Genomic DNA, 23,653 nt, shown 5'->3' with positions numbered 1-23,653 from the left:
GAAACGCCTGTTCCGGCGACAACAGGACAGACCCGGCAGTGCACGGCCTGCCTACGCCAGAACCGGAGTTCTCGGGAAGGGGCACAGCGCTGGCGGCCACAGGGAAGGGCAGCACAGGTCGTTCAGACGAGGTCGCGGCGCACGACCACCGCATCGCGTTCGGCACCGACGCCGATCACCGAGATGTGCGTGCCGCTCATGGCCTCGAGCGCCAGCACGTACTCCCGCGCCTCGACGGGCAGATCGTCGAACGTGCGGGCACCGGTGATGTCCTGCGTCCAGCCGGGGAGGTACTCGTAGATCGGCGTGGCGTGGTGGAAATCGGACTGGCTGACGGGCATCTCGTCGAACCGTTCACCGTCGACGTCGTAGGCCACGCACACCGGGATGCGTTCGAGCCCGGTGAGAATGTCGAGCTTCGTGAGCACGAGGTCGGTGAGGCCGTTGATCCGCGTCGCGTAGCGGGCCATGGGCGCGTCGTACCAGCCCACCCGACGGGGGCGGCCGGTCGTCGTGCCGAACTCGAAGCCTCGCGAGCGCAGCCACTCGCCGCTCTCGTCGAACAACTCGGTCGGGAACGGGCCCGAGCCCACCCGCGTCGTGTACGCCTTGACGATGCCGACGATGCGGTCGAGGCGGTTGGGGCCGACGCCCGACCCGGTGGCCGCGCCGCCAGCGGTCGCCGCCGACGAGGTGACGAACGGATAGGTACCGTGGTCGACGTCGAGCATCGTCGCCTGACCGCCCTCGAACACGACGACCTCGCCGGCGTCGAGCGCGTCGTTGAGCAGAAGCGAGGTGTCGGCGACCAGCGGGCGCACCCGGTCGGCGTACGACAGAAGGTCGTCGACGATCTCGTCGCACGTGATCGCACGCCGGTTGTACACCTTGAGCAGCAGGTGGTTCTTCTGGTCGAGAGCACCCTCGACCTTCTGCCGCAGGATGTTCTCGTCGAACAGATCCTGCACGCGGATGCCGACGCGGTTGATCTTGTCGGCATAGGCGGGACCGATGCCGCGACCGGTGGTGCCGATCTGCCGCTTGCCGAGGAAGCGCTCGGTGACCTTGTCGAGCGTGCGGTGGTAGTGCGTGATGACGTGCGCGTTCGCGCTGACGCGCAACCGCGACGTGTCGACGCCGCGCGCCTGCAGGGCTTCCAGCTCGGCGAAGAGCACTTCGAGATCGACGACGACGCCGTTGCCGATGACCGCGTTCACGCCGGAGGAGAGGATGCCCGACGGCAGCAGGTGCAGCGCGTACTTCTCGTCGCCCACGACGACCGTGTGGCCGGCGTTGTTGCCGCCGTTGAACTTGACGACCCAGTCGGTGCGCTCGCCGAGCAGATCGGTGGCCTTGCCCTTGCCTTCGTCGCCCCACTGCACGCCGACGATCACGATCCCTGGCATCACGGCCCTCTCGTTGGGTTGCACTCCATCCTATCGACCGGCCTGCGCATCGACCGCACCGACGGTCAATCGTGTGGTTGGTGTGGAATGCACTACGCGCAGGCCCACCGTGGCCCTCGCGTTCGTCGCGGCAGTAGCCGCCTTCATATGCGCGTCAACGTATATGGCCGTCACGGGGATCGTGCACAACGTGCGTCTGCGCAGCATCCCGCTCCCATCGGAGGCCGAGCCGCTCGCCTGATCGAACGAGATCCTGCACCTGGTCGGACCGCTGTTCGTGGTGCGTGCCAGCCCGTGCCGATGCTGACACGCGTCACCGTGCTCGACCCCGCCTTGATCCGACTCACACCCTCCGTTCGCGCCACCTCACGTAGACGAGCAGCCCGCCGAGCATCGCCATCAGCAGCCCGGTTCCACCCGCCCACAGGGGCAAACCGCTCGCACCGGTCACCGGCAGATCGTCGATGAATGTGTTGTCGAACGCCACGGCGACGGGCGTGTCATCCACCAGGACGAACACCGCCTCGGCGATCGTCTCGCCGTCGACGGTCACCGCCGTGGCGTCTGCGCCCTGCGCGTTCGTCTCGGTGATGGTGCACTCGGCCCCGCGTGGCAGGTCCGTGTAGCTCACGGTCTCGCCCACACGGATCGCGAACGTCTCATCGAGCACCGTCAGCGGCTCGGCCTGCTCGAGCACGCACATCGCGCGCATGTCGAAGCTGAGCGGGCGGGCGTCGTCGGCGCCGCTGCCCGAGAGCGTCTTGGTGACCTCGAACCCGCCGTACTCGAACGTGTTCGTCGCGGTGAGGGTCAGCAGTTGCAATTCGTCGTCGATCTCGATGATCGCCGCGTCGTCGTAGCTGCCAGCGCTCACCGCGGTTTCGGTCGCCCCGCCGGTCTCGGTCTCTTCGATGAAGCAGTGCGTGCCCAGCGGGAACACGCTCACGTTGCCGTCGGCGTCCACGAGCGACACGGTCTCACCGGCGCGTAGCGTGTACTCGGCCGAGTGCAGGGTGACCCGTGTGCCGTCGACGTCGAGCTGGCAGGTGGCGAGCACCGTGAACTCCGCCTCGGTGGCCCAGCTCTCCTCGGCGGCGGGTCCGTCGATCACCTTCTCGATCGCCGCGGTGCCGCCTGAGAAGACGTTCACGAACCCGGCCGTGACGGTCACCGGCCCGTTGTCGGTCTCATCAGGAATCTTCACCCGGATTGGCGGCGGCGGCGCGTCGGCACCGCCGTCGTTCATCTCGGTGGCGAAGCAGTCCGCACCGACCGGGATGCCGGGGATCGGGTCGGACACCAGGGGCTCGCCCGTGCCATCGCCCGTGAGTCGGATCTGCTCATCGATGACGGTGGCGCCCTCGTAGGTGCACACCACACCGAAATCGAATGGGCCGTCCGACAGCGTCGGCACACCCGGGCCATTGACCTCCTTGAGCACCCGCAGGGCGCCGGTTCGGAAGTCGTTGGTGACGGTGACGACGGATGCCTTGGCCGTCTTGTCGCCGATCGTCACCGTACCGTCGCGCGGGTCGGTGGTCGACTCGGTGGCGCCTCCATCGTCGGTCTCGGTGACGACGCACTCCGTGCCGTGCGGCAGATCGGTGATGGTGAGCTGTCCGCCCGCCGTCAGCGTGGTCGTGCCCGAGTAGATCGGGTTGGTGTCGGCCGAGTCCAATCTACAGACGACCTGCACGTCGAAGGTCCGGTTGACCCCCGAGGGCGGGGTACCCCCGGTGCCGGTGACAACCTTCTTGACGACGAGGTCGTTGACGTCGTATACGTTCGTGGTCGTGACCACGAACCCGGTGGCGGCTCCGACGGGAACAACGACGGTCGCCGAAGGCCCCGGCACCGGTGGGCCGCCATCGACGGTCACGGTCGTATCGTCGGCCGTTCCCGCATCGGTCTCGGTGATGAGACACTCGGCGCCGGCGGGCAGGGATTCGAACGCGGCGGTCGCGTCGGGTGCGAGCGAGAACTCCTCGTCAAGGACGGGCTCGTCCAGGAACGTGCACACGGCGCTGAAGGTGAACTCATCGGTGCGCTTGATGCCCGAGCGATCGGCCACGCGCTTGGCGACAGTGAGCCCACCGAGGCTGTACACGTTGTCGACGCTCACCCGTGCCGTGCCCGGGATGCCCGAGGCCTGAATCTTCACGGGACCCTCGGGCTCGACGCTCCACGACGTCTGCCCGTGGTCGGGCTCAGCGACGATGCACTCCGCGCCGGCGGGTACGAGACCGATCCCGGTAGACTCATCCGGGGTCAGCGTGATGGGCGCGATGCCGGGCACCGGCACCATCACCGTCGATCCGTCGTTCTGCCGATCGGGCACCTCACACATCACCTGCACGCCAGGGAAGGTCTTAGGCGCGAATGCGGCGCCGGCGCCGCTCACCGTCTTGGTGACGTTCATCGTGCCGGTCGGGTAGGCCACGCCGACCCGGCGCCCCTCCGTCGCGGGCACCCGCACCGGGGTGCCACCCTGCAGCGCCTGGCCGCCGACGGCCACGGTGTTCCATGCCACCGGGTAGTCGAGCTGCGGCTCGAGGTACGGCTGGGTGTGGGTGCGGAACTGCAGCGCGATCTGCTCGCCGGGCTCGAACAGCTCGCCGTCCTTGAAGTCGACAACGAACTGGATGCTGCGCACCAGTGCCGGGTCACCGATCTCTTCCGCCGTCTGCCACTGTTCTGGTGCACAGCCGGTGGACAGCGGGTTGAGATCGGCGGTGCACGGAGTGTCGGAGGTGGAGTAGAGCGCGGTCAGAGTGGGCGACCCGGGCGCGATCAGCTCGATGCTGTCGAACGCGTCGAAGATGCCCTTCCACTTCGACCCGCGCGGCAGCTTGACGATGATGCCCTGGTCGCCTGGGGTGGGCAGGTGGTCGATCGCGACGATCTTATCCATCGGCAGGGTGCCCGAGTTGGTCAGCACGAAGCGCCAGGTCACGTCCGTTCCGGGCATCGAGACGGGCACGCACGGCGCGCGGTAGAACCCGGCCGCATCGGGCCCGACGCACGTCCGGCCGGTGGGCTTGCTGATCGGCGCATGCGCCGGATCTTCCGCCCGCACGTACTTGCGGCTCGACAGCGCCGGATGAGACTTCAGGGTCACCGTGGTGTCGGCGAAGCACTCCATCACCGGCTCGCCGGGCTCGGTCTCGTCGACCACGCACCCGGTGAACGACTGCATCCGGTCGGTCGCGGTGATGGATGCCTTGTTGGTCACCTCGGTGCCGGCGATCACGCCAGGCCGGAACATCATCGGCACCGTGATCGTGTACGACTGCCCCTTGCCGAGCGCTGTACCCTCGGGCATCGTGAACACGATCCGGTCGGTCTGCTCGTCGACCGTAACCCCCGTGGGCGTGGTGGGTAGCGGCTGCCACAGCCTGCCCGGTTCGAACTCGGTGGTCGGGTTCGGGCCGGTGAGCGAGAACGTGTAGGGCGAGACACTGGGGTCGCGGTCGGGGTCGAGGATGAGCTGGCTGCCCTCGGCATCCATCGGCAGGTAATCGGTGAAGACCGGATTGTGGATGTCGGTCTCACCGGTGTTCGTGAAGGTCATTGTGAACGGGATCACCTTGCCCGGCTGTTGTACACCCGCCGGCAGCTTGCTCACCGCCACCGATGTGTCGAGCGCGAGGTAGGCATAGGTCTCCGTGTCGTCATCCGTCGCGCTGAGGCGCTTGCCGGTGCTGTCGATCGGGATCGACCGTGCCGACGAGGTCACGGTGTTGGTGAAGATGCCGGCGCGCTCCTCCCCTGGCGCGGGTAGGTTGACGACATTCGTGCTGGGCACCGGGGCGCCGCTACGCAGCGTCGCGCGACGCTCGACCTGGACGGGAACCTCCTGCCGCGGCTGCAGCAGGGTCGGGTTCTCCCCCTCGATATAGGCGGCGAGGGAGAAGACGAACCGGATCGCCTGGATTGCCTCGCGTTCTGTGTGCGTCAGCCCCGCCGACCAGGCCTTGACCTGCGCCGCGGTGCCAGCGGTCACGACCGTCGTCCAGTCGTCATAGCCCGTCGTGGTCAGCGACCCGCCGGGCTCGCCGACGAAACCGGCGCCGGTGACGATCTGCACGTCGACGCTCGTAATGGGCGGGTCGAGCGTGAACGACGGCGAGATGCCGACGAAGTCCATCGCGTTCCAGAACGTCGCATCGTGATCGACGATGGTCATCTCGGAAGCCCACGTCGCACCTGTCGGCTGCGCCGTGAGGAGCATGTCGATCCGGGTGTCGTCACCGACCTTCTGCTCGGCGGGAACGATCGTCTTCGTCGTCTCGACGCCGAAGGTGGGGGTCTCCAGGTCGATCGTCGCGTCGGCCTGGTCGATCGCATAGCGACCATAGTCTCCGTCGAGGTCGGAGATCTCGCCCGTCGCCTCGTTTCGCACCGGGGCATGCGGCAGCTCGACCTGCGCACCGGTGGAGCGCACGGTCGGTCGCAGCTGCAGGTCCAGCTGCACCACGGCGGGGTCCGCCGGGTCGATGCGGCCGTGGAACGCGATGCTGACGCCCACGACGTCGAGCAGCTGGCTGCGCGTGAGCGCGAGCGCCGCGGTCTTGCTGAAGGTCTGGTCGGGCGTGGACTCGTAGCTCAGCGTCACCTCGGTCAGCGCCGGGTCGGCGCCATCGGGCTCGGTGATGCTGTAGATGCGGTACAGGTTGAACACGTCGAACGGCGTCACCCCGGTCGTGCCCGCCGGGTCGGTGATCACCAGCTGGTCGACCTTCGCCGGTGTCGTGTTGCGGGTCGTGATGCGCACGCGGCTCGCGGGGTACGCCTCGGGGTCAGTGCCGGGTGCGGGCACCGCGATCGGGCCGCCAATCCACGCCTTGCTCGTCTCGGTGGTCAGCGGTACGTCGATGATGATGACATCGCTGTGCGCGTCGTCGGTCCTCGCGAGGTCGCCATCGACGAACCCGGACGCATTGACCGTGTTGCGCACCACGCCGTTCTCCGGGAGGTTGTACGGGAACTGGCCGAGCACCGGGCCGGGGTTGGCCGTGTCGCGGCGTTCGTCGCGGATCTGGAAGACGAGGTCGAGGGCCCGGTCGTGCGCGATCGAGCGGGCGACGCCCGTACCCACCTGCGGGGCGGCGAGCGCGGCCGTCGGGTCGGTCTGCGCAAGCTGTTCGAGCACGGCGCCGCGGTCTGGGCTCTCGACGAACACCAGGCGGACGCCAATGGTCGACAGCTGCTCGGCATCGGTCAACGACACCCCGGGGAACGTACCGGTGCACGCCCCGGGGCACGGGTCGTTCGTCGCTTTCGACCACGATGTGCCGTTGTAGAGCAGCACGTCGGTGACCTGATCGAATCTCAGGTAGGGATCCAGCGCCAGGGTGATCGGCTTGACCTGTCGCAGGTTGAACGCGTCGAACACGCTCTCGCCGATGGCGGTGGCTTCGGGTGCGGCGATGTCGGTGATCTCGACCCGGTCGAACGAGTAGCCGCCGGTCGACCAGTGCATGCGTGCGGGGATGGTGTCGCCCGATCGCGAGATCACGGTCTTGTTGCCGCTCGAACTCGAGGTGAGGAACTTCTTGTCGATGAGGTCGGCGTCGCGACCGGGATCGACCGGGATCAGCTCGACCTCGAAGCAAGCGGGTTCGACGGCTGTCGCATCCGAGCCGCCGTCGGTCGCATCGATCGTTCCCTCGCTGGTGGCGCAGTTCTGCAGGGTGCCTCCTGCCGCGGCATCGAATGCCGGCTTGCTGGTGTCGATGCGAGAGGTCGCGCGCAGTTCGCTGGTGAAATTCGGCGCGAAACTGGTTCCCGGCGGAAACCCATCGAACGGGCCTGTGTAGTCGTAGACGAAGCGGACGCCCCCGGCCACCTCCTGCACATCGGCCGCCACCTGCTCGGAATGCAGGGCGGGACCAGAGTGCGGGCCCGACAGCGTCTTCCACGTGGCGTCGCTCGTGTCGTAGTACTCGATCGTCAGATCGGCACCGACGGGGATCGGCGTCAGCGCGATGGAGGTGAGATCGAAGACATCCCACCACTCTCCGGTCCCGGCCGGGACGGTCTCCGGATCCTGCAGCACGATCCGGTTGGCGTCGACGGTCGACCCGTCGGTCTCGTCCGGCGGCGCGGGGCGGTCGGCACTGCCGCCGGTGAGCGACACCGTGACCGATTCACCGGGCACCGCGAGGATGTCGCTGGGCCGCACCTGCTTGTCGATCCACACCTCGAGCTGATCTTTGTACACGTACAGCACGTCGTCGGCCGTTGCAGTAGTACCGGTCGGCCCCCGCTCACCGGTGACGAGGCTGACGTTGAAGACCTGCAGCGGCAGCGTCGCGATGGGCAGGGTCGGGTCGGCGGTCACGTCGAAGACCACGCCGGCGGGCGAGTTCCGCTGGATGCTGCCGGTGAACGTGATGTCGAATCCGGTGACGTCGTTCGGCTCGACGCCGGCCGGCAGCACGGGCATCTCCCCGTCAGCGACGTGAAAGGTCTCGTCGACCGGCCGCAGCGTGATCGTCGCCGCCGTGGCCCCCTCGGGGTAGGTCACCGCTCCCGTGAAGCCGGCGAAGATGATCGCGGGGTCGAGCGCGCCGGTTTTCGGCTCGCTGATCGTCAGGCTGTCGATGGAAGCCGGCGACGTGTTGGCGCCGGTCAGGGTCACCTTGCTCGACTCGCCGGGCACGACGATGTCGGGGGCGAACGTCTTCCCGGCGCTGACGGTCACGATGTCTGCGCGCAGCGTGTGGGGAGCGCTGGCGTCATCGGTGGCGGAGGCGGTACCCAGGGTGACGCCCGACCGCACCGTGTCGACCACCCGGTAGCCGTCGGGCTGCGCCGCCGCGAGCGCGGTGTGCGCGAGATCGAGCTCGACCGTCGCCGGCGAGTCGGCGGGGATGATCGTGCCGGTGAAGGTCACCCGGGTTCCCTTCACCTCGCCGGGGTCGACGCCGGAGGGCAGCGAGCCGCCAGAGGCAGCCACCCACGCACCGTCGACATACACCTCGTAGATCGTGCCGGTCGGGTGGTTGGCGCCGGCGGGGGGAGTGATCTCGCCGAACCTGACGAAGCCGAGGTAGTCGAACGGGTTGGGCACGGCACCCGGATCCACCGGGTCCTGCAGCGTGAGAGTCTCAACCGGCGCGTTCCCGTCGATCGTGCCGGTCAGCACGGCCGTCACGGGCGTGCCCTCGACAGCGAGCGCGCTGGCCGGTGTCAGGGTCTTGCCCGCCTCGGTAGCCAGCTTCAGCGGGATTTTCGGAGTGACGGTGACGCTGGCCCGCTTCGGCTCGGCATTGCTCGCCGTGATCGAGGCTTCGTTGACGACCGGAACCCCGTTGGCCGCATAGGGCAGGTCGTCGCGCACGCGCACCGAGATCGACACCGTCGCCGTCGAGCTCGCGGGCAGACCCACGATGTCGTCTCCGTTGAAGCTCACCGACACCGTCTGGCCGTCGATGGTGACGGGGTCGTCGTACGACGCCCCGCTGACCTGCACGTCGACGATCTCGAACTCGTCGGGGACGACGTCGGTCACGGACGCGTCGAAGCATCCGCTCTCGGTGATCGACGAGCAGCCCACGGTGATCTCGTACGAGAACGTCTCACCGAGCTCGACCTCGTCCGACGTCGCTGCCTTCTCGATCGTAGTGACCGCCGAGATCGGTTCTGCGCTCGCCGCGAGCGTCGGCGCGGTCACCAGACCGGTGATCAGCACCGAACTGGCAAGGACAGCCGTCCAACGTGTGCGACGCGAAGCCATGGATTCCCCCTGAAAGCCGTGAGGCATACCGTAACTAATATGCCGGCTCTCCGCACTGGGGCGTGGTCGCCGGGGTCATCGGGTGGATTGTGTCGATCTTCGTTTTCCACCGGTTGCACGTCGTCCTGCGCAAGATGCTCACCGTCACCGATGGGTATGACGCAGCACACGTGTCAAGTCAAGTGCAGCTCGTCCGCATCCCAATCCCCTTCCCAGGAAGCGACGATTCGGCGCTCAGGTCTACGATGCCTTCGGCGAAGTACTGCTACGGTGCAGCCGGTCTCCATCCAGTCGGCGGCGGCTGCGGCATCCAGCCCTCACTAGACTGGCCGCATGTCGAAGGTCCTCCAGTCCCTGCCCATCGGCGAGCGCGTCGGCATCGCCTTCTCGGGGGGTCTGGACACCTCCGTCGCGGTCGCCTGGATGCGACACAAGGGCGCGGTGCCCTGCACGTACACCGGCGACCTCGGTCAGCCCGACGAGGACGACATCGCATCGATCCCCGACCGGGCCCTCGACTACGGCGCGGAGGTGTCGCGCCTGGTCGATGCCAAGTGCGCCCTCGTGGAGGAGGGCTTCGGAGCGCTGGCGTGCGGTGCATTCCACATCCGCTCGAGCGGACGCACATACTTCAACACCACACCGCTCGGCCGCGCCGTCACCGGCACGCTGCTCGTGCGCGCCATGAAGGAGGACGGCGTCGACATCTGGGGCGACGGGTCGACCTACAAGGGCAACGACATCGAGCGCTTCTATCGCTACGGGCTGCTCGCCAATCCGGCGCTGCGCGTCTACAAGCCGTGGCTCGACGCCGACTTCGTCACCGAGCTCGGCGGGCGGCAGGAGATGAGCGAGTGGCTCGTCGAGCACGGCTACCCGTATCGCGACTCGGCCGAGAAGGCGTACTCGACCGATGCGAACATCTGGGGTGCCACCCACGAGGCGAAAACCCTCGAGCACCTGAACGTCTCACTCGAGACCGTCGAGCCGATCATGGGCGTGCGGTACTGGGACCCGGAGGTCGAGATCAGGACAGAGGATGTCTCGGTCACCTTCGACCGCGGCCGCCCCGTGGCCCTCAACGACCGTGAGTTCGACGACCCGGTCGAGCTTGTGCTCGAGGCCAACCGCATCGGCGGGCGGCACGGCCTCGGCATGAGCGACCAGATCGAGAACCGCATCATCGAGGCGAAGTCGCGCGGCATCTACGAGGCGCCGGGCATTGCGCTGCTGTTCATCGCCTACGAACGCCTGGTGAACGCGATCCTCAACGAAGACACCCTCGCGACCTACCACGAGCAGGGCCGACGACTCGGCCGCCTCATGTACGAGGGGCGGTGGCTCGAGCCGCAGTCGCTCATGCTGCGCGAGTCCATCCAGAAGTGGGTGGGATCGGCGATCACCGGCACCGTCACCCTGCGGCTGCGCCGCGGCGACGACTACACGATCCTCGACACCGACGGCCCCAGCCTGTCGTACCTACCCGAGAAGCTGTCGATGGAGCGCGTCGGCGACGCGGCCTTCGGCCCGATCGACCGCATCGGCCAGCTCACCATGCGCAACCTCGACATCGCCGACTCGCGCACCCGGCTCGAGCAGTACGCCGGGTTCGGGCTCATCGGCGGAGCCACGGCCGACCTCGTCGGTCGCCTCGAGCGCGGGGCCGCCGACGAGATCATCGAGCACGTCGAGAAGGTCTCGGCCGAGGGCGAAGAGCTGGCCGACGCGGTGGACGAGGCATCCGAGTCCGCCTCGTTCGACTTCGGTGCCGACTGATCCCCGCTACACCGCAGCAGCCGCCACCGTAGCCCCACAGCCTCGTCAGCCGGTTTCGCGCCATGCGCCATTCGGCGGCGCACCCCCGGCGGGTTAGGATTCCGAAGCGTGTGCGTGCGACCCGAGTGCACCCGTGCCCTGCCCGACCCGAGAGTGCATCAATGACGACCCCCGCCGAAACAATCGACGCTTCCCATACCGACGCCGAGGCGCTGCCCCGCCGCCCACACTCGATCGGCCGCATCGTCGGCATCAGCGTGTTCGGCCTCATCGCACTCGTCGTCGTGCTCGCGCTGGTCGTCGCCGGATTCGTGGCGTGGACCGTGCAGCGCTCGTTCCCCACCCTCGACGGCACCATCGAGGTCGACGGCCTCAACGCGAAGGTCGAGGTGCTGCGCACCGACCAGGGCGCCGCGACGGTCATCGCCAACACGACCGGCGACCTCTTCTTCGGCCAGGGCTATGTGCACGCCCAGGACCGCTTCTGGGAGATGGACTTCCGCCGGCACGTGACCAGCGGGCGCCTGACCGAGCTGTTCGGGGCGTCGCAGCTCGAGACCGACATGTTCCTGCGAACCCTCGGCTGGCGCGACATCGCCGAGCAGGAGGTCGAGCTGCTCGACGACACCGTCCGCGGCTACTATCAGGCCTACGCCGACGGCGTGAACGCATGGCTCGAGCAGAACCAGGGCGCCGACGCCTCCCTCGAGTACGCCGTGCTCGACCTGCAGAACGGCGACTACGAGATCGAACCGTGGACGATCGCCGACTCGGTCGCCTGGCTGAAGGCCATGGCATGGGATCTGCGTACCAACGTCGAGACCGAGACCGAGCGCGGGCTGCTCGCCCAGGACCACACCGCGGACGAGATCGCGGAGCTCTACCCGGGTTATCCGTTCGATCGCAACCCGATCATCGTGCCGGTGCCGCAGGCCGCGAAGACGGCGAACGTGCGCGAAACGCCGGATGCCGGCATCCACACCGCCGGCGTCACGTGGACCGAGGTCGGCACGGTCGTCGAGGCCGCGAACGCACTGCTCGGCGATGTCGGCGAGGGCGTCGGTTCGAACGCGTGGGTCGTCTCGGGCGACCTCACCGAGAGCGGGCTGCCGCTGCTGGCCAACGACCCGCACCTGGGGGCGTCGATGCCCTCGATCTGGCACCAGGTCGATCTGAAGTGCCGGGTCGTGACCGAGAATTGCGCGTTCGACGTTGCCGGTTTCGGGTTCTCCGGGGTGCCGGGTGTCGTCATCGGCCACAACGCGCGCATCGCGTGGGGCTTCACGAACCTCACCTCCGACGTCGCCGACCTCTACATCGAGGCGGTCGACGGCGACGAGTACTGGCGCGACGGAGAGCTCGTGCCCCTCGAGACCCGCACCGAGACGTTCCGGGTCGCCGGCGGCGACGACGTCGAGCTCGAGGTGCGCTCGACCGTGCACGGGCCCATCATCTCCGGGCTCACCGCCGACGAGACCGCGATCGCCGAGGGCTACGTCTCCGAGGACGCCCCCGAGGGCGCCGAGTACGCCGTCGCCCTGCGGTGGACGGCCCTCGAGCCCGGCAACACCGCGGCATCCATCTTCGCCCTCGACGTCGCCACCGACTGGGAGAGCTTCCAGGACGCGGCCGCCCTGTTCGACGTGCCCGCGCAGAACCTCGTGTACGCCGACACCGCCGGCAACATCGGCTATCAGGCCCCCGGGAAGCTGCCGATCCGCGGTGCCGGCGACGGCGCGTACCCGCAGCCCGGATGGGACAGCGCGTACGACTGGCAGGGGTACATCCCGTTCGACGAGCTGCCCTCGGTGATCAACCCGCCCCAGGGGTTCATCGTCACCGCGAACAATGCCGTCGTGGGGCCCGACTACGAGTACTTCCTCGGCGACGACTGGGCGCAGGGGTGGCGCGCGGCGCGCATCGCGACGCTCATCGAGCGGGCGGCCGCCACCGAGAAGCTCACCGTCGAGTCGATGCGCGAGATCCAGGCCGACCAGGAGTTCTGGATGGGCCTGCGCCTCGCATCGGTGTTCAAAGACGTACCGATCGACGACCCCGGGACCGCTGAGGCGATCGAGCTGCTGCGCAGATGGGATGGCCAGAACACGGCGAGCTCGAACGCTGCCGCCTACGCGAACGTGTTGTGGGACACGCTGGCCGTGCGGCTGTTCCAGCAGCCCGGTGCCGAGGTGCCGCTGAGCAATCAGGGCCGCCTGTACCTGGTCGTCGACACGCTGCTGAACGACCCGGAATCGTCATGGTGGTCAGATGCCGGTGGCACCCGCGACGAGGTGCTCGCCGACGTCGCCCACGACGCGTACGACCGGCTCGTGGCGCTGCAGGGCGACAACCCGAAGGCGTGGAACTGGGGTTCGCTGCATGCGCTCACCCTGACCAGCGGCACCTTCGGTTCGTCGGGCATCGCGCCGATCGAGTGGCTGTTCAATCGCGGCCCGTTCCCGGTCGGCGGCGGCTCGTCGGTGGTGGATGCCACGGGCTGGCGCCTGGGCGAGTCGTTCGAGACCGTGACGGTGCCCTCGATGCGCATGATCGTCGACCTGGCGGACTTCGACGCGTCGCGCTGGAACCATCTGACCGGCAACAGCGGCCACGCGTTCCACCCGAACTATGCCGACCAGACCGACGACTGGGTCAATGCGCGGTTGTCGCCGTGGCCGTTCTCGCGCACTGCCGTGAAAGCGGCTGCCGCGCATACGCTCGTGCTCGCGCCGGCGGCGTAGCCGCTGTACGCGGGCACCGCTGCGCGTGGGCCCCGTGCACCAACTTCGCAGAGACGCGCGACGTTCGCAGGCATCCCGGACACTGCTGCGAACTTCGTGACTTTCTGCGAGCTCGGAACGGGCGCGCGCGGGCGCGGATCAGCCCCCCGCGGCCGGCGGGGTCTCCTGCGCGTCGCGCAGCTCGTCGACATACAGACTCCGCTCGTCGATCGTGCCGTTGCGGTATGCGGCACGCCCCACCATGTGCGCCGACAGCGGCGCCGTGGCGAACTGGATGAGGATCACCGGAACCAGGAACGCGACCACCGGCCATACGCGCATCGCGAGTGCGACGGCGATGCAGATGAGGATGAGCCCCAGCACCTGTGGCTTGGTCGCCGCGTGCAGGCGGGTCGGCACGTCGCGGAACCGCAGCAGTCCGACCGATGCGGTCAGGCACAGCAGCGCACCGATCAGCACCAGCGCGAGGGCGCTGATGTCCAGCACGTCATCCCAGGTCATCGCGGCGGGTTGTCCTTCCTCGCGACGAAGCGCGCGATCGCAATCGAGCCGAACACGCCGACCGCGGCGATGACGAGCAGGACCGGCAGCGTGCGGGTGTGGTGGTTGATCACCATGTCGGCGCCGAGCACGCACATGATCTCGGTGAGCAGCACGTCCGACGCGACCGCGCGGTCGAGGATCGACGGACCGCGCACGATCCGCACCAGCGCGAGCAGGGCGGCCACGGCGAACACGACGTAGATCACGATGATCAGGACGTTCATCGCGCCCCTCCGATCAGCTCGCGCTGCGCCCGCGAGCCCACCGCACGCACGATGCGCTCCTCCCAGTGCAGCACACTGCGGTGCTGCGCCGCCAGCTGCTCCTCCGTGTACACACCGATGACGTGCAGATAGAGGGTGCGGCGGTCGCGATCGGCCTCGAGGATGAGCGAGCCGGGAATGAGGGATGCCGTGATGCCCACGTGCGTCTGGATGAGGTCGTCGTCCGTGCGCAGCTTGACTGCGATGATCGCCGCACCCGGCTGTCGCCGCCAGTCGAACACCTGGTACGTCACCAGCAGCGAGCCGCGCACCACCGCCCACAGGAACTCGACGACGAACAGGAACCCCCACCACAGGTTCACCCGCCCCGACAGCTCCACCGGCGGAAGCCGGAACACCCGCGTGACGAAGACCGCGACGATCAGGCCCGTGACGAAGGCGAGCACCGTGAACTGGCCCCACAGCAGCATCCACAGGGCGATCAGCCACACGAAGAACGGCAGCTGCCGCCACAGGCGCTGCCACCGCGAGATCGGCGTGACGGGGCTCATCCGTCGGCCTCCTCTTGCAGCTGCACGAGCGAGATCGGCTGCGAGAGCCCGTCGCCGATGCGCTCGCACAGGGCGTAGAGCGGTCCGGCGAAGACCGTCAGGGCGACCGTGAACGCGACCATGCCGGCCGTCGAGGCGGTCATGATGCGCGGGATCGCCCGGCGTTCCTTCTGCATGGTCGCGGCCGGCGCACCGCCCAGATAGGCGACGCGCGCCTCGGTCTCGCTCTCGTTCAGGTCCTCGTCGTCCCCGCGCCAGAACGACAGGTTCCACGCGCGCATCAGCGTGTAGAGGGTCAGCAGCGACGTGACGACACCGCCCACCATGAGCACCATCATGATCGGCGTGCCGACCTCGGCGGCCGCGTCGAACAGGGCGTACTTGCCGAGGAAGCCCGAGAACGGGGGCAGTCCGCCGAGGTTGACGGCCGGGATGAAGTACAGCACCGCGATCATCGGTGCGGCCCTCATCAGCCCGTGCACCTTGAGGATCGACGTCGATCCGGCTCGGCGCTCGATGAGACCCACCGATAGGAACAGCGTGGTCTGCACCACGATGTGGTGGACCATGTAGTAGATCGTGGCGCCGATCGCGACCGGGGTGGCGATCGCCAGGCCGAAGATCATGTAGCCGACATGGCTGACGAGCGTGAACGACAGGATGCGTTTGAGCTCTGCCTGGGCGACGGCGCCCAGGATGCCCACGATCATGGTCGCGAGGGCGACGACCATCAGCAGCAGGTTCACGTCGCTGTCGCGGAACAGCTGCGTCTCGGTGCGAATGATCGCGTACACGCCGACCTTGGTCAGCAGGCCCGCGAACACCGCCGTCACGGGTGCGGGGGCGGTCGGGTACGAGTCGGGCAGCCAGAACGACAGCGGGAAGACCGCGGCTTTGATCGCGAACGCGAGCAGCAGCATGAGGTGCAGCACGAGCTGGGTCTCGTGCGGCAGCTCGGTCATCCGCTGTGCGACCTGTGCCATGTTCACCGTGCCGAGCGCCGCGTAGATCGTCGCGATCGCGGCGAGGAACAGGATCGACGAGACCAGCGACACCACGATGTACACGACGCCGGCGCGGATGCGCGACTCGGTCGAGCCGAGCGTGATCAGCACATACGAGGCGACCAGCAGGATCTCGAACCCGACGTACAGATTGAACAGGTCGCCGGCGATGAAGGCGTTGAAGATCCCCGCCGCCAGGATCAGGTATGACGGGTGGAAGATCGACACCGGGGTCTCGTCGTCGCCGTCGGCAGCACCCTGCCCGACCGAGAAGAGCAGCACCGCCAGCAGCACGATGCTCGAGACGACGACCAGCAGTGCCGCCAGCCGGTCGACGTACAGCACGATGCCGAACGGTATCGGCCAGCCGCCGACCGAGACGGCGAGCGGCTGACCGCCCATGTCGACGACGACCAGCAGGATCGCGGCGATGACGCACACGAGCGTCAGGGTGACGATCGATACGGCCACCTGCACCCGCCGGCGTCGGTTGGCGATGAGGTTGATGGCCGCGCCGAGCAGCGGCAACGTCACCAACAAGGGGACCAGGCCGCTCACCGGTGCTCACCTCCGTCCGGCCGGTCGACGGGTGCGTCGTCGACGACGCCGTCCAGCTCGCGACTGCTCACGATCGTGATGGGCGACGTCTCGAGCCCGACGAAGTCCGTCGTGACGTCATCGTCGTCGTCCTCGACCTCCACTTCGTCGTCGAGTGCGTCTTCGTCTTGGACGCCCCGCTCGCGCACCGCGATGTCTTCCGTGTCGTCCTCGACCGTGTCCGCCTGACCGAGCTGCCACGACCGGTAGATCAGTGCGAGCAGGAACGCCGACACGGCGAACGTGATCACGATGGCGGTCAGGGTCAGCGCCTGCGGCAGCGGATCGGACATCCCCTCTGTGCCGCTGCCCGCCGACGCGTCGTCGAAGAAGGCGGCGCGACCGGGCTGGCCCATCACGATGAGCAGCAGCAGATTGGCCGCGTTGCCCAGCAGCAGGAACCCGATGAGCACGCGAGTGAGGCTGCGCTCGAGCATCGCGTACACACCGCAGGCGAACAGCACGGCCATGATGATGATCAGCACGAGAGAGACGTTCACGAGGCCGCCCCCCGCGCGCGCCGAGCCGGTGCGGGACGAAGGTCCTGGATCTGCCGGTCGACCTCGGCGCCGAGGCTGCGCAGCACATCGAGCACCAGTCCGATCACCACGAGGTAGACGCCGATGTCGAAGATCGTCGAGGTGACGAACTCGAGGTGCCCCAGCGCGGGCAGCTCGAACTCGAAGAGCGAGCTGGTCAGCGGCGCCAGACCGAACAGCAGCGGGACAACCGCGCACCCGACGGCGAGGATCATCCCGGCCCCGAGCAGCCGACCCGCATCGGTGGGCGCGGCTGCACCCAGCTCGTACCGCCCACCGGCGATGTAGCGCATCACCAGCGCCATGCCCGCGATCAGGCCTCCGGCGAAGCCGCCGCCGGGCAGATTGTGCCCTGCGAACAGCACGTACAGCGACACGACGATGATCGTGTGGAACAGCACCCGCACGATCACCTCGAGCATGATCGACCGGTTCTCGGGGTGCTCCCGTTGACCGCCGACGAGCCACGCCCGCCGGCTGGTCGTCGGGATCTGACCGGTCTGCGCACGCAGGCCCTCGCTGGTCTCGAGATAGGGACGGCGGCCGCGCCTGTCGGGCAGCGCCGCGACCGACGAGAGCATGTCGGTGCGGTCGGTGACGAAGACGAGGGATGCCACGCCCGTCGCGGCGAGGATCAGCACCGACAGCTCGCCCATCGTGTCCCACCCGCGCAGGTCGACCAGCGCCACGTTGACCACGTTGCGGCCGTGCCCGAGCTCGTACGCGAGCTCGGGGAACTGCTCGGAGATCGGGCGGGTGATCCGCGCCCCGCTGGCGACGATCGCCACCAGCGCCATCGTGAGGCCTACGGCGGCACCGAGCACGGCCCGTGTGATGGGCGCGACCGACGCGTTGTGCTCGCCCATGCGGGAGGGGATGCGTCGCAGCACGAGTGCGAACGCCACCAGTGTCACGGTCTCGATGAGGATCTGCGTGAGCGCGAGATCGGGTGCGCCGCTGGTGGCGAACAGCAGCACCATGCCCAGGCCGGTCACCGATACGAGCACCACGCCGGTGTAGCGCTTCTTGGCGCGCACGGCGATCAGCCCGGCGACGATCATGAGCGGCGCGGCCAACAGCTGCATCGGCGACTGCCAGGCATCCAGCTGTGCAGTCCAGTCCGGGTCGGCGATCAGCGCCGTCGCTTCGGCGGCGACGAACACGACGAAGATCGTGCCGACGTACACGGGCAGCGAACCGCGCTGACTGAGGCTCGTGACCGTGACGGCGAGGCGGGCGACGACGCGCAGCACGAGGTTGTAGACGTCGGACGCGGTGAACGGCAGCACGCGGCGGTGCTTGGCCCACCCGATCGCACGTGCCCCGGCGAACACGGCGAAGCCCAGCGCGATCGTGGCGAGCGAGATCCACAGCGCCGGCTCGAGGCCGTGCCACAGCGCGAGGTGGGCGGGGTACGCGGGGGCGGGGATGCCGGGCGTCGCCGCCGGGGAGGTGTCGGCGTAGCCGGCGAAGGCGCGGTCGAGGACCGGGGCTGCGATGCCCGCTGCCACGGTGAGCGCCGACAGCAGCACCGGTGCGGCGACGAAGCCGATCGGCGGGCGCGGCCACTCGGTCGTCGGCAGCGGTGCGCCGGAAGAGTCGGTCTTCGTCCAGAATGCGCCCCACACGAATCGCACGCCGTACGCGACGGTGAGCACTGACCCCAGGGCGACACCGACGAGTGCGACGACGCCCCATGCCGAGCCGCCGACGGCCTCGTGCAGCAGTGCGGCGAGCGCACCCTCTTTGCCGACGAACCCGATCGTCGGGACGATGCCCGCCATGCACGCGATCGCGACCGTCGCCGCGGTCGCCAGCACGGGGGCCCGGCGCCCGAGCCCCGACAGCTCGCCGATGTCTCGTGTCCCCAGCTGGCGATCGATGATGCCGACGACCAGGAACAGGCACGACTTGAACAGTGCGTGCCCGAGCAGCAGAGCGAGCCCGGCGAGCGCCAGGTCGCGCGTGCCGAAGCCGAGCACCACGGTCAGAAACCCCAGCTGACTGACCGTGCCGAACGCGAGCAGACGCTTGAGGTCGTACTCGCGCAGTGCCTGGAACCCGCCCAGCAGCATCGTGAACACACCCAGCGATACGACGATCGGGCGCCACGACTCGGCGACCGCATACACCGGCGCAAAACGCGCGATGAGGTAGATGCCGGCCTTGACCATCGCGGCGGCGTGCAGATAGGCGCTGACCGGGGTGGGCGCCGCCATGGCGCCCGGCAGCCAGAAGTGGAACGGGAAGATGGCCGACTTGCTCAGCGCGCCGACGAGGATCAGGACGAGCGCGGCGCTGACCGTCGCACCCTGCGGGGCGAGGGCGAGGATGCCGGACAGGCTCGAGGTGCCCGCGGCGACGACCAGCAGCACCGCGCCGATCAGCATGACCAGCCCGCCGAGGGTCGTGACCAGCAGCGCCTGCAGGGCGGCCCGACGGCTGGCGCCGCGACCGTGGTAGTACCCGATGAGCAGGTACGAGAGCACGCTCGTGATCTCCCAGAACATGACGAGCATGATGAGGTCGTCGGTCAGCACCAGCCCGTACATCGTGCCGGTGAACGCCAGCAGCACGGCCGCGAACTGCCCGAGCCCCTCGTCGCTGCGGTGGAAGTACCAGCGGCAGTACAGCATCACGAGGGCGCCGACCCCCGTGACGATGAGCGTGAGCAGCCAGCTCAGCGTGTCCATGCGCATCGACAACTCGATGCCGAGCGCGGGAATCCAGTGGAACGTCTCGAACGGAGTCGGTCCGTGCAGCACGTTGGGCGTCAGCCACAGCGCGTACGCGAACGCGACCGCGGGCAGCACCGCCGCGATGTAGAACGCACGCGGTCCGAGGCGGTGGACGAGCCAGGGAAGGACGAGCGGAACCCCCGCGAACGCCGCGAGGAGTATCAGCATCGGCGGCTCCTCGGGGCTCGACGCCCCGGTCGGCGGGGGTGGGCGGCGTAACGCGGCCAGTCTACCGGCGCACGTGCCGCCTCACCGCGGGCACGTAGCCTGGTGTGGTGCAGGCGGCCCTCTCTCGTTCGCAGCTGATCCGGTGGCGTGCAGCGATCTTCGCGATCTTCCTCGCGACCGGATTCGGGTTCGCCTCGTGGGCCTCGAGGCTGCCGGCGGTCAAGTCCGCTCTCGGCGCCGACGACTTCGGCGTCGGAGTGCTGCTGTTCGTGCTGGGCGCAGCATCCATCGTCGGCCTCTCCCTCGCGAACGTGATCGTCGCGCGCTGGGGTGCGCGGCGCGGGATGCTGGCGTCGATCGTCACGTTCAGCACCGGTGTCGCGATCGCCGGCTTCGGCGTGGAGTTCGCCCAGTCGTTCCCGATCGCGAGCGTCGGACTCGGGCTGATGGGCCTCGGCATGAGCGCGACCGACGTCATGATGAACGTCGAGGCGGCCGCCGTCGAGCAGGCGTTCGGCCGCACCCTCATGCCGCTGTTCCACGCGTTCTTCAGCATCGGCACGGTCGCCGGCGCCGGCGCCGGCATCGCGATGGCCGCGTGGCGCGTGGGCGTCGCCTGGCACCTGTGGGGCGCGGGCCTGCTCGTGCTGATGGCCGGGCTCATCTCGCTGCTGCACGTACCCAACCGCGAGATCGCGCACGACGACGCCACGACGCCGCGCACCCGGCGCGAACGCTTCGCCGAACTGGCGGCGGTGTGGCGCGACCCGCGCACGTACGCGATCGGGGCGATCATGCTCGGCATGGCGTTCGCCGAGGGCAGTGCGAACGACTGGCTGACCATCGCCGTCGTCGACGGGCACGCCGCGACCGAGACGATCGGTGCGGTGGCACTGACCGTGTTCTCGGTGGCGATGACGGTGTTCCGCATCCTCGGCGGTCCGGTCGTCGACCGCATCGGCCGGGTGTGGTCGCTGCGCGTGCTCGCGGTGACCGCAGCCGTGGGCCTCGTGCTGTTCATCCTGGCGCCGAACCTGCCCATCGCGTTCGTCGGCATCGCCCTGTGGGGGGCCGGAGCGTCGCTCGGCTTCCCGCTCGGGATGTCGGCCGCCGCCGACGACCCGAAGAAGGCCGCCGCATCGGTGTCGGCGGCCGCGACGATCGGGTACCTGGCGTTCCTGTGCGGCCCGCCGGTGCTCGGGTGGGTCAGCCACCAGATCGGCATCCTCCCCACGTTGTGGATCATCGTGGCACTGATCGTGATGTCGGGTCTCGCCTCGGGCGCGGCCAGGCCGATTGCCGGCTCGAAGGTCGGTGCCGGCCACGCGGACTGACCACGCACCGGTCGTCAGGCACGGCGCCGCGCCCCGACCAGCACGATCACCAGATGCGCCGCGCCGAGGGCGAGCGCGGCCACGGCAACGGCGCCCCAACCCGCGGTCGTGATACCGGTGCCGATGAACTGGCCGAGCATCACGGTCGCGATGATCGCGCCGATGTACCGCATCGACTGCAGCACGCCCGAGGCCGCTCCGATCTGCCCGGCGGGGGCCGCGGACTGCACGGCGTGCGTCGACGCGAGCGAGACCATGCAGTACGGGATGCCGAGGCCCGCAGCGATCAGCAGCATCCATACCGCGTCCGTGGTGACCACCCCGAGCGCGAGCGTCGCTGCCGCGGGGACGAGCAGCACCGCTCCCCCGACGAGTACGGGGCGCACACCGCGCCGCGCGATCGCACGTGCGACGAGGGGAGCGAGCACCACGGTGAACGCGCACAGCGGCAGCACGAGCAGGCCGACCACGGCGGCCGAGTATCCGCCGCGGTCCTCGAGGAACTGCGGCAGTCCGAAGAACGCCAGGTAGAACAGCGCGCTGAACACGGTGAACCCGAGGTACGCCGTGCGCAGCGTGGCGTTGCCCACCAGCATCCGCAGGTCGATGAACGGCAGCGACGCGCGCAGCTCCCGCCACACGAACAGAGCGAGCGCCACGACGCCGACGCCGAGCAGCCACCAGTCCAGGCTGCCCGTCGTGTCGAGCGCGAACACCACGAGCGCCGTCATCGCCACCGCGAACGCGAGCACCCCGGCCGGGTCGAGGTTGACGAACAGACGGCCCGCGCTGACACCGCTGCGCCGGGAGTCCCGCGGGGCGAGCACCGCCACCCCGGCGAACGCGACCGCCGCGAGCGGCACGTTCACCCAGAACACGGCGTTCCACCCGGCGAGGGTCACCAGCGCGCCGCCGAGCACCGGACCGACCGCGGCGCCGGCGGTGTTGGTCACCTGGATGCGGGCCAGCAGGTGCGGGACCGGGATGCCTCCGGCCGCCGAGAGCGGACCGACCAGCGCCACGGCGGCCGGGAACGCCACCGAGGTGCCGATCGCCAGCAGCACCCGCGCGGTGCACACCAGCAGGAACGTGTCGCCGAGCGGCGCGAGCGCCGCCGCGAGCGCGACGAGCACCATGCCGACGAGGAAGACGCGGCGCGCGCCGAGCGCGTCGACGATGCGGCCCATGAGGGGCTGACCGATGATCGACGCGATGTAGAACACCGTGATGACCCACGTCACGGTGGCCAGGTCGAGCCGGAAGTCGTGCTGCAGCGACAGCAGGGCGACCGCGATCATCGACGAGTTCAGCGGGTTCAGCGCGGTGCCGACGGTGAGCGCGGCGACCGTGAGACTGGCACGCCGGCGCGCCCTGGGGTCGGCCGCAGCATCCATCACTCCCCGATCCTCCCACTCGGGCCGAGAACCACCCGAACAGGTGGGCGAAGGCGCGGGGGCAGACCGGCGGGTTCGGGATCCGAGTCGAGCGCCACCGCCAGTCGCGTGGGCTGAGTCATGGTTCTGCTCCTCGATCGCCGATGGCACCGTGCCCAACGCTGACAAGCATTAGGCTCATCCGATGCGTCTCGTCATCGCCCGCTGCAGCGTGGACTACTCCGGCCGGCTCAATGCGCATCTGCCGCTGGCCACGCGCCTGCTCGTGCACAAGGGCGACGGCTCGTTGCTCGTGCACTCCGACGGGGGTTCGTACAAGCCGCTGAACTGGATGTCGCCGCCCTGCACCCTCACCGTCGAGGAGCCGGATGCCGCGACCGCCGAAGACGGGGTGATCGAGGTGTGGCGGGTCGTCCATGCCAAGAGCGGAGACGCGCTGCACGTGCGCATCCACCAGGTAGTGCACGACTCATCGCACGAGCTCGGCATCGACCCGGGGCTGCAGAAGGACGGCGTGGAATCCGACCTGCAACGGCTGCTGGCCGAACAGGTCGGGGTCGTCGGCGAGGATCTGACACTCGTGCGCCGCGAGTTCCCGACCGCGATCGGCCCGGTCGACCTGCTGCTGCGCGACCCGGCCGGCGGCACGGTGGCGGTCGAGGTGAAGCGCCGCGGCGACATCGACGGCGTCGAGCAGCTCACCCGCTACCTCGAGCTGCTGAACCGCGACCCGCACCTCGCGCCCGTGACCGGCGTATTCGCCGCGCAGGAGATCAAGCCGCAGGCCCGCGTGCTGGCGAGCGACCGCGGCATCCGCTGCGTCACACTCGACTACGACGAGATGAAGGGCATCGAGTCGGGGGCGCCGCGCCTGTTCTGAGCGCGGCGCCCCCATAG

Annotated in this window: 13 protein-coding genes; 4 read left to right on the top strand and 9 right to left on the bottom strand. The window is 68.9% G+C overall.

Annotated features, from left to right (window positions below; translation table 11 throughout):
- Positions 1-122 precede the first annotated feature (122 nt).
- Together ACK5IN_RS00625 and ACK5IN_RS00620 are read right to left on the bottom strand one after the other, a co-directional pair.
- Positions 123-1,406 (bottom strand): adenylosuccinate synthase, encoded by a 1,284-nt coding sequence (locus tag ACK5IN_RS00625; RefSeq protein ID WP_416894326.1) that lies wholly within the window; start codon positions 1,404-1,406, stop codon positions 123-125.
- Between the two features lie 343 nt (positions 1,407-1,749).
- A complete protein-coding gene (locus ACK5IN_RS00620; RefSeq protein ID WP_416894298.1) occupies positions 1,750-9,147 on the bottom strand; it encodes a DUF5979 domain-containing protein in 7,398 nt (2,465 codons plus the stop codon).
- A gap of 333 nt (positions 9,148-9,480) precedes the next feature.
- On the opposite strand from ACK5IN_RS00620, the gene argG reads away from it, so the two are divergent.
- Together argG and ACK5IN_RS00610 are read left to right on the top strand one after the other, a co-directional pair.
- On the top strand, positions 9,481-10,923 hold the full coding sequence (gene argG, locus ACK5IN_RS00615) for an argininosuccinate synthase (protein ID WP_416894297.1): 1,443 nt from the start codon (positions 9,481-9,483) through the stop codon (positions 10,921-10,923).
- 161 nt (positions 10,924-11,084) lie between these two features.
- Complete coding sequence (locus ACK5IN_RS00610; protein WP_416894296.1) at positions 11,085-13,664, top strand: penicillin acylase family protein; 2,580 nt, start codon at positions 11,085-11,087, stop codon at positions 13,662-13,664.
- A 138-nt stretch (positions 13,665-13,802) separates the two neighbouring features.
- Here the strand turns inward: ACK5IN_RS00610 and mnhG are convergent, their stop codons facing one another.
- From mnhG to ACK5IN_RS00580, 6 genes are read right to left on the bottom strand one after another with little or no spacing between them, the layout of a single operon-like run.
- A complete protein-coding gene (mnhG, locus tag ACK5IN_RS00605) occupies positions 13,803-14,165 on the bottom strand; it encodes a monovalent cation/H(+) antiporter subunit G (RefSeq protein ID WP_416894295.1) in 363 nt (120 codons plus the stop codon).
- Positions 14,162-14,431, bottom strand: a complete 270-nt coding sequence (locus ACK5IN_RS00600; protein WP_416894294.1) for a monovalent cation/H+ antiporter complex subunit F — start codon at positions 14,429-14,431, stop codon at positions 14,162-14,164. The genes mnhG and ACK5IN_RS00600 overlap by 4 nt, the downstream gene beginning before the upstream one ends.
- Complete coding sequence (locus tag ACK5IN_RS00595) at positions 14,428-14,982, bottom strand: Na+/H+ antiporter subunit E (RefSeq protein ID WP_416894293.1); 555 nt, start codon at positions 14,980-14,982, stop codon at positions 14,428-14,430. Before ACK5IN_RS00595 ends, ACK5IN_RS00600 begins: the two co-directional genes overlap by 4 nt.
- The gene (locus ACK5IN_RS00590; RefSeq protein ID WP_416894292.1) at positions 14,979-16,544 is read right to left on the bottom strand and encodes a Na+/H+ antiporter subunit D; all 1,566 of its coding nucleotides are present in this window, start codon (positions 16,542-16,544) and stop codon (positions 14,979-14,981) included. Before ACK5IN_RS00590 ends, ACK5IN_RS00595 begins: the two co-directional genes overlap by 4 nt.
- A complete protein-coding gene (locus tag ACK5IN_RS00585) occupies positions 16,541-17,083 on the bottom strand; it encodes a Na(+)/H(+) antiporter subunit C (RefSeq protein WP_416894291.1) in 543 nt (180 codons plus the stop codon). The genes ACK5IN_RS00590 and ACK5IN_RS00585 overlap by 4 nt, the downstream gene beginning before the upstream one ends.
- The gene (locus ACK5IN_RS00580; RefSeq protein ID WP_416894290.1) at positions 17,080-20,028 is read right to left on the bottom strand and encodes a Na+/H+ antiporter subunit A; all 2,949 of its coding nucleotides are present in this window, start codon (positions 20,026-20,028) and stop codon (positions 17,080-17,082) included. Before ACK5IN_RS00580 ends, ACK5IN_RS00585 begins: the two co-directional genes overlap by 4 nt.
- 107 nt (positions 20,029-20,135) lie before the next feature.
- Between ACK5IN_RS00580 and ACK5IN_RS00575 the strand changes: the two genes are divergently transcribed.
- Positions 20,136-21,362 (top strand): MFS transporter, encoded by a 1,227-nt coding sequence (locus tag ACK5IN_RS00575; protein ID WP_416894289.1) that lies wholly within the window; start codon positions 20,136-20,138, stop codon positions 21,360-21,362.
- 14 nt (positions 21,363-21,376) lie between these two features.
- Here the strand turns inward: ACK5IN_RS00575 and ACK5IN_RS00570 are convergent, their stop codons facing one another.
- On the bottom strand, positions 21,377-22,756 hold the full coding sequence (locus ACK5IN_RS00570) for an MFS transporter (RefSeq protein WP_416894288.1): 1,380 nt from the start codon (positions 22,754-22,756) through the stop codon (positions 21,377-21,379).
- 184 nt (positions 22,757-22,940) lie between these two features.
- On the opposite strand from ACK5IN_RS00570, the gene nucS reads away from it, so the two are divergent.
- Positions 22,941-23,636 (top strand): endonuclease NucS, encoded by a 696-nt coding sequence (nucS, locus tag ACK5IN_RS00565; protein WP_416894287.1) that lies wholly within the window; start codon positions 22,941-22,943, stop codon positions 23,634-23,636.
- Positions 23,637-23,653: the final 17 nt, after the last annotated feature.

The organism is Microbacterium sp., assembly GCF_047971895.1.
GTDB lineage: Bacteria > Actinomycetota > Actinomycetes > Actinomycetales > Microbacteriaceae > Microbacterium.
The sequence above is the reverse complement of the archived record's forward strand: the minus strand, read 5'-3'. Positions and strand labels throughout refer to the sequence as shown.

What these genes read in the sequence shown, in the direction of transcription:
- ACK5IN_RS00625 (WP_416894326.1), bottom strand. Translation starts at nt 1,406, where the DNA reads ATGCCAGGGATCGTGATCGTCGGCGTGCAGTGGGGCGACGAAGGCAAG.
- ACK5IN_RS00620 (WP_416894298.1), bottom strand. Translation starts at nt 9,147, where the DNA reads ATGGCTTCGCGTCGCACACGTTGGACGGCTGTCCTTGCCAGTTCGGTG.
- argG (WP_416894297.1), top strand. Translation starts at nt 9,481, where the DNA reads ATGTCGAAGGTCCTCCAGTCCCTGCCCATCGGCGAGCGCGTCGGCATC.
- ACK5IN_RS00610 (WP_416894296.1), top strand. Translation starts at nt 11,085, where the DNA reads ATGACGACCCCCGCCGAAACAATCGACGCTTCCCATACCGACGCCGAG.
- mnhG (WP_416894295.1), bottom strand. Translation starts at nt 14,165, where the DNA reads ATGACCTGGGATGACGTGCTGGACATCAGCGCCCTCGCGCTGGTGCTG.
- ACK5IN_RS00600 (WP_416894294.1), bottom strand. Translation starts at nt 14,431, where the DNA reads ATGAACGTCCTGATCATCGTGATCTACGTCGTGTTCGCCGTGGCCGCC.
- ACK5IN_RS00595 (WP_416894293.1), bottom strand. Translation starts at nt 14,982, where the DNA reads ATGAGCCCCGTCACGCCGATCTCGCGGTGGCAGCGCCTGTGGCGGCAG.
- ACK5IN_RS00580 (WP_416894290.1), bottom strand. Translation starts at nt 20,028, where the DNA reads ATGCTGATACTCCTCGCGGCGTTCGCGGGGGTTCCGCTCGTCCTTCCC.
- ACK5IN_RS00570 (WP_416894288.1), bottom strand. Translation starts at nt 22,756, where the DNA reads ATGGATGCTGCGGCCGACCCCAGGGCGCGCCGGCGTGCCAGTCTCACG.
- nucS (WP_416894287.1), top strand. Translation starts at nt 22,941, where the DNA reads ATGCGTCTCGTCATCGCCCGCTGCAGCGTGGACTACTCCGGCCGGCTC.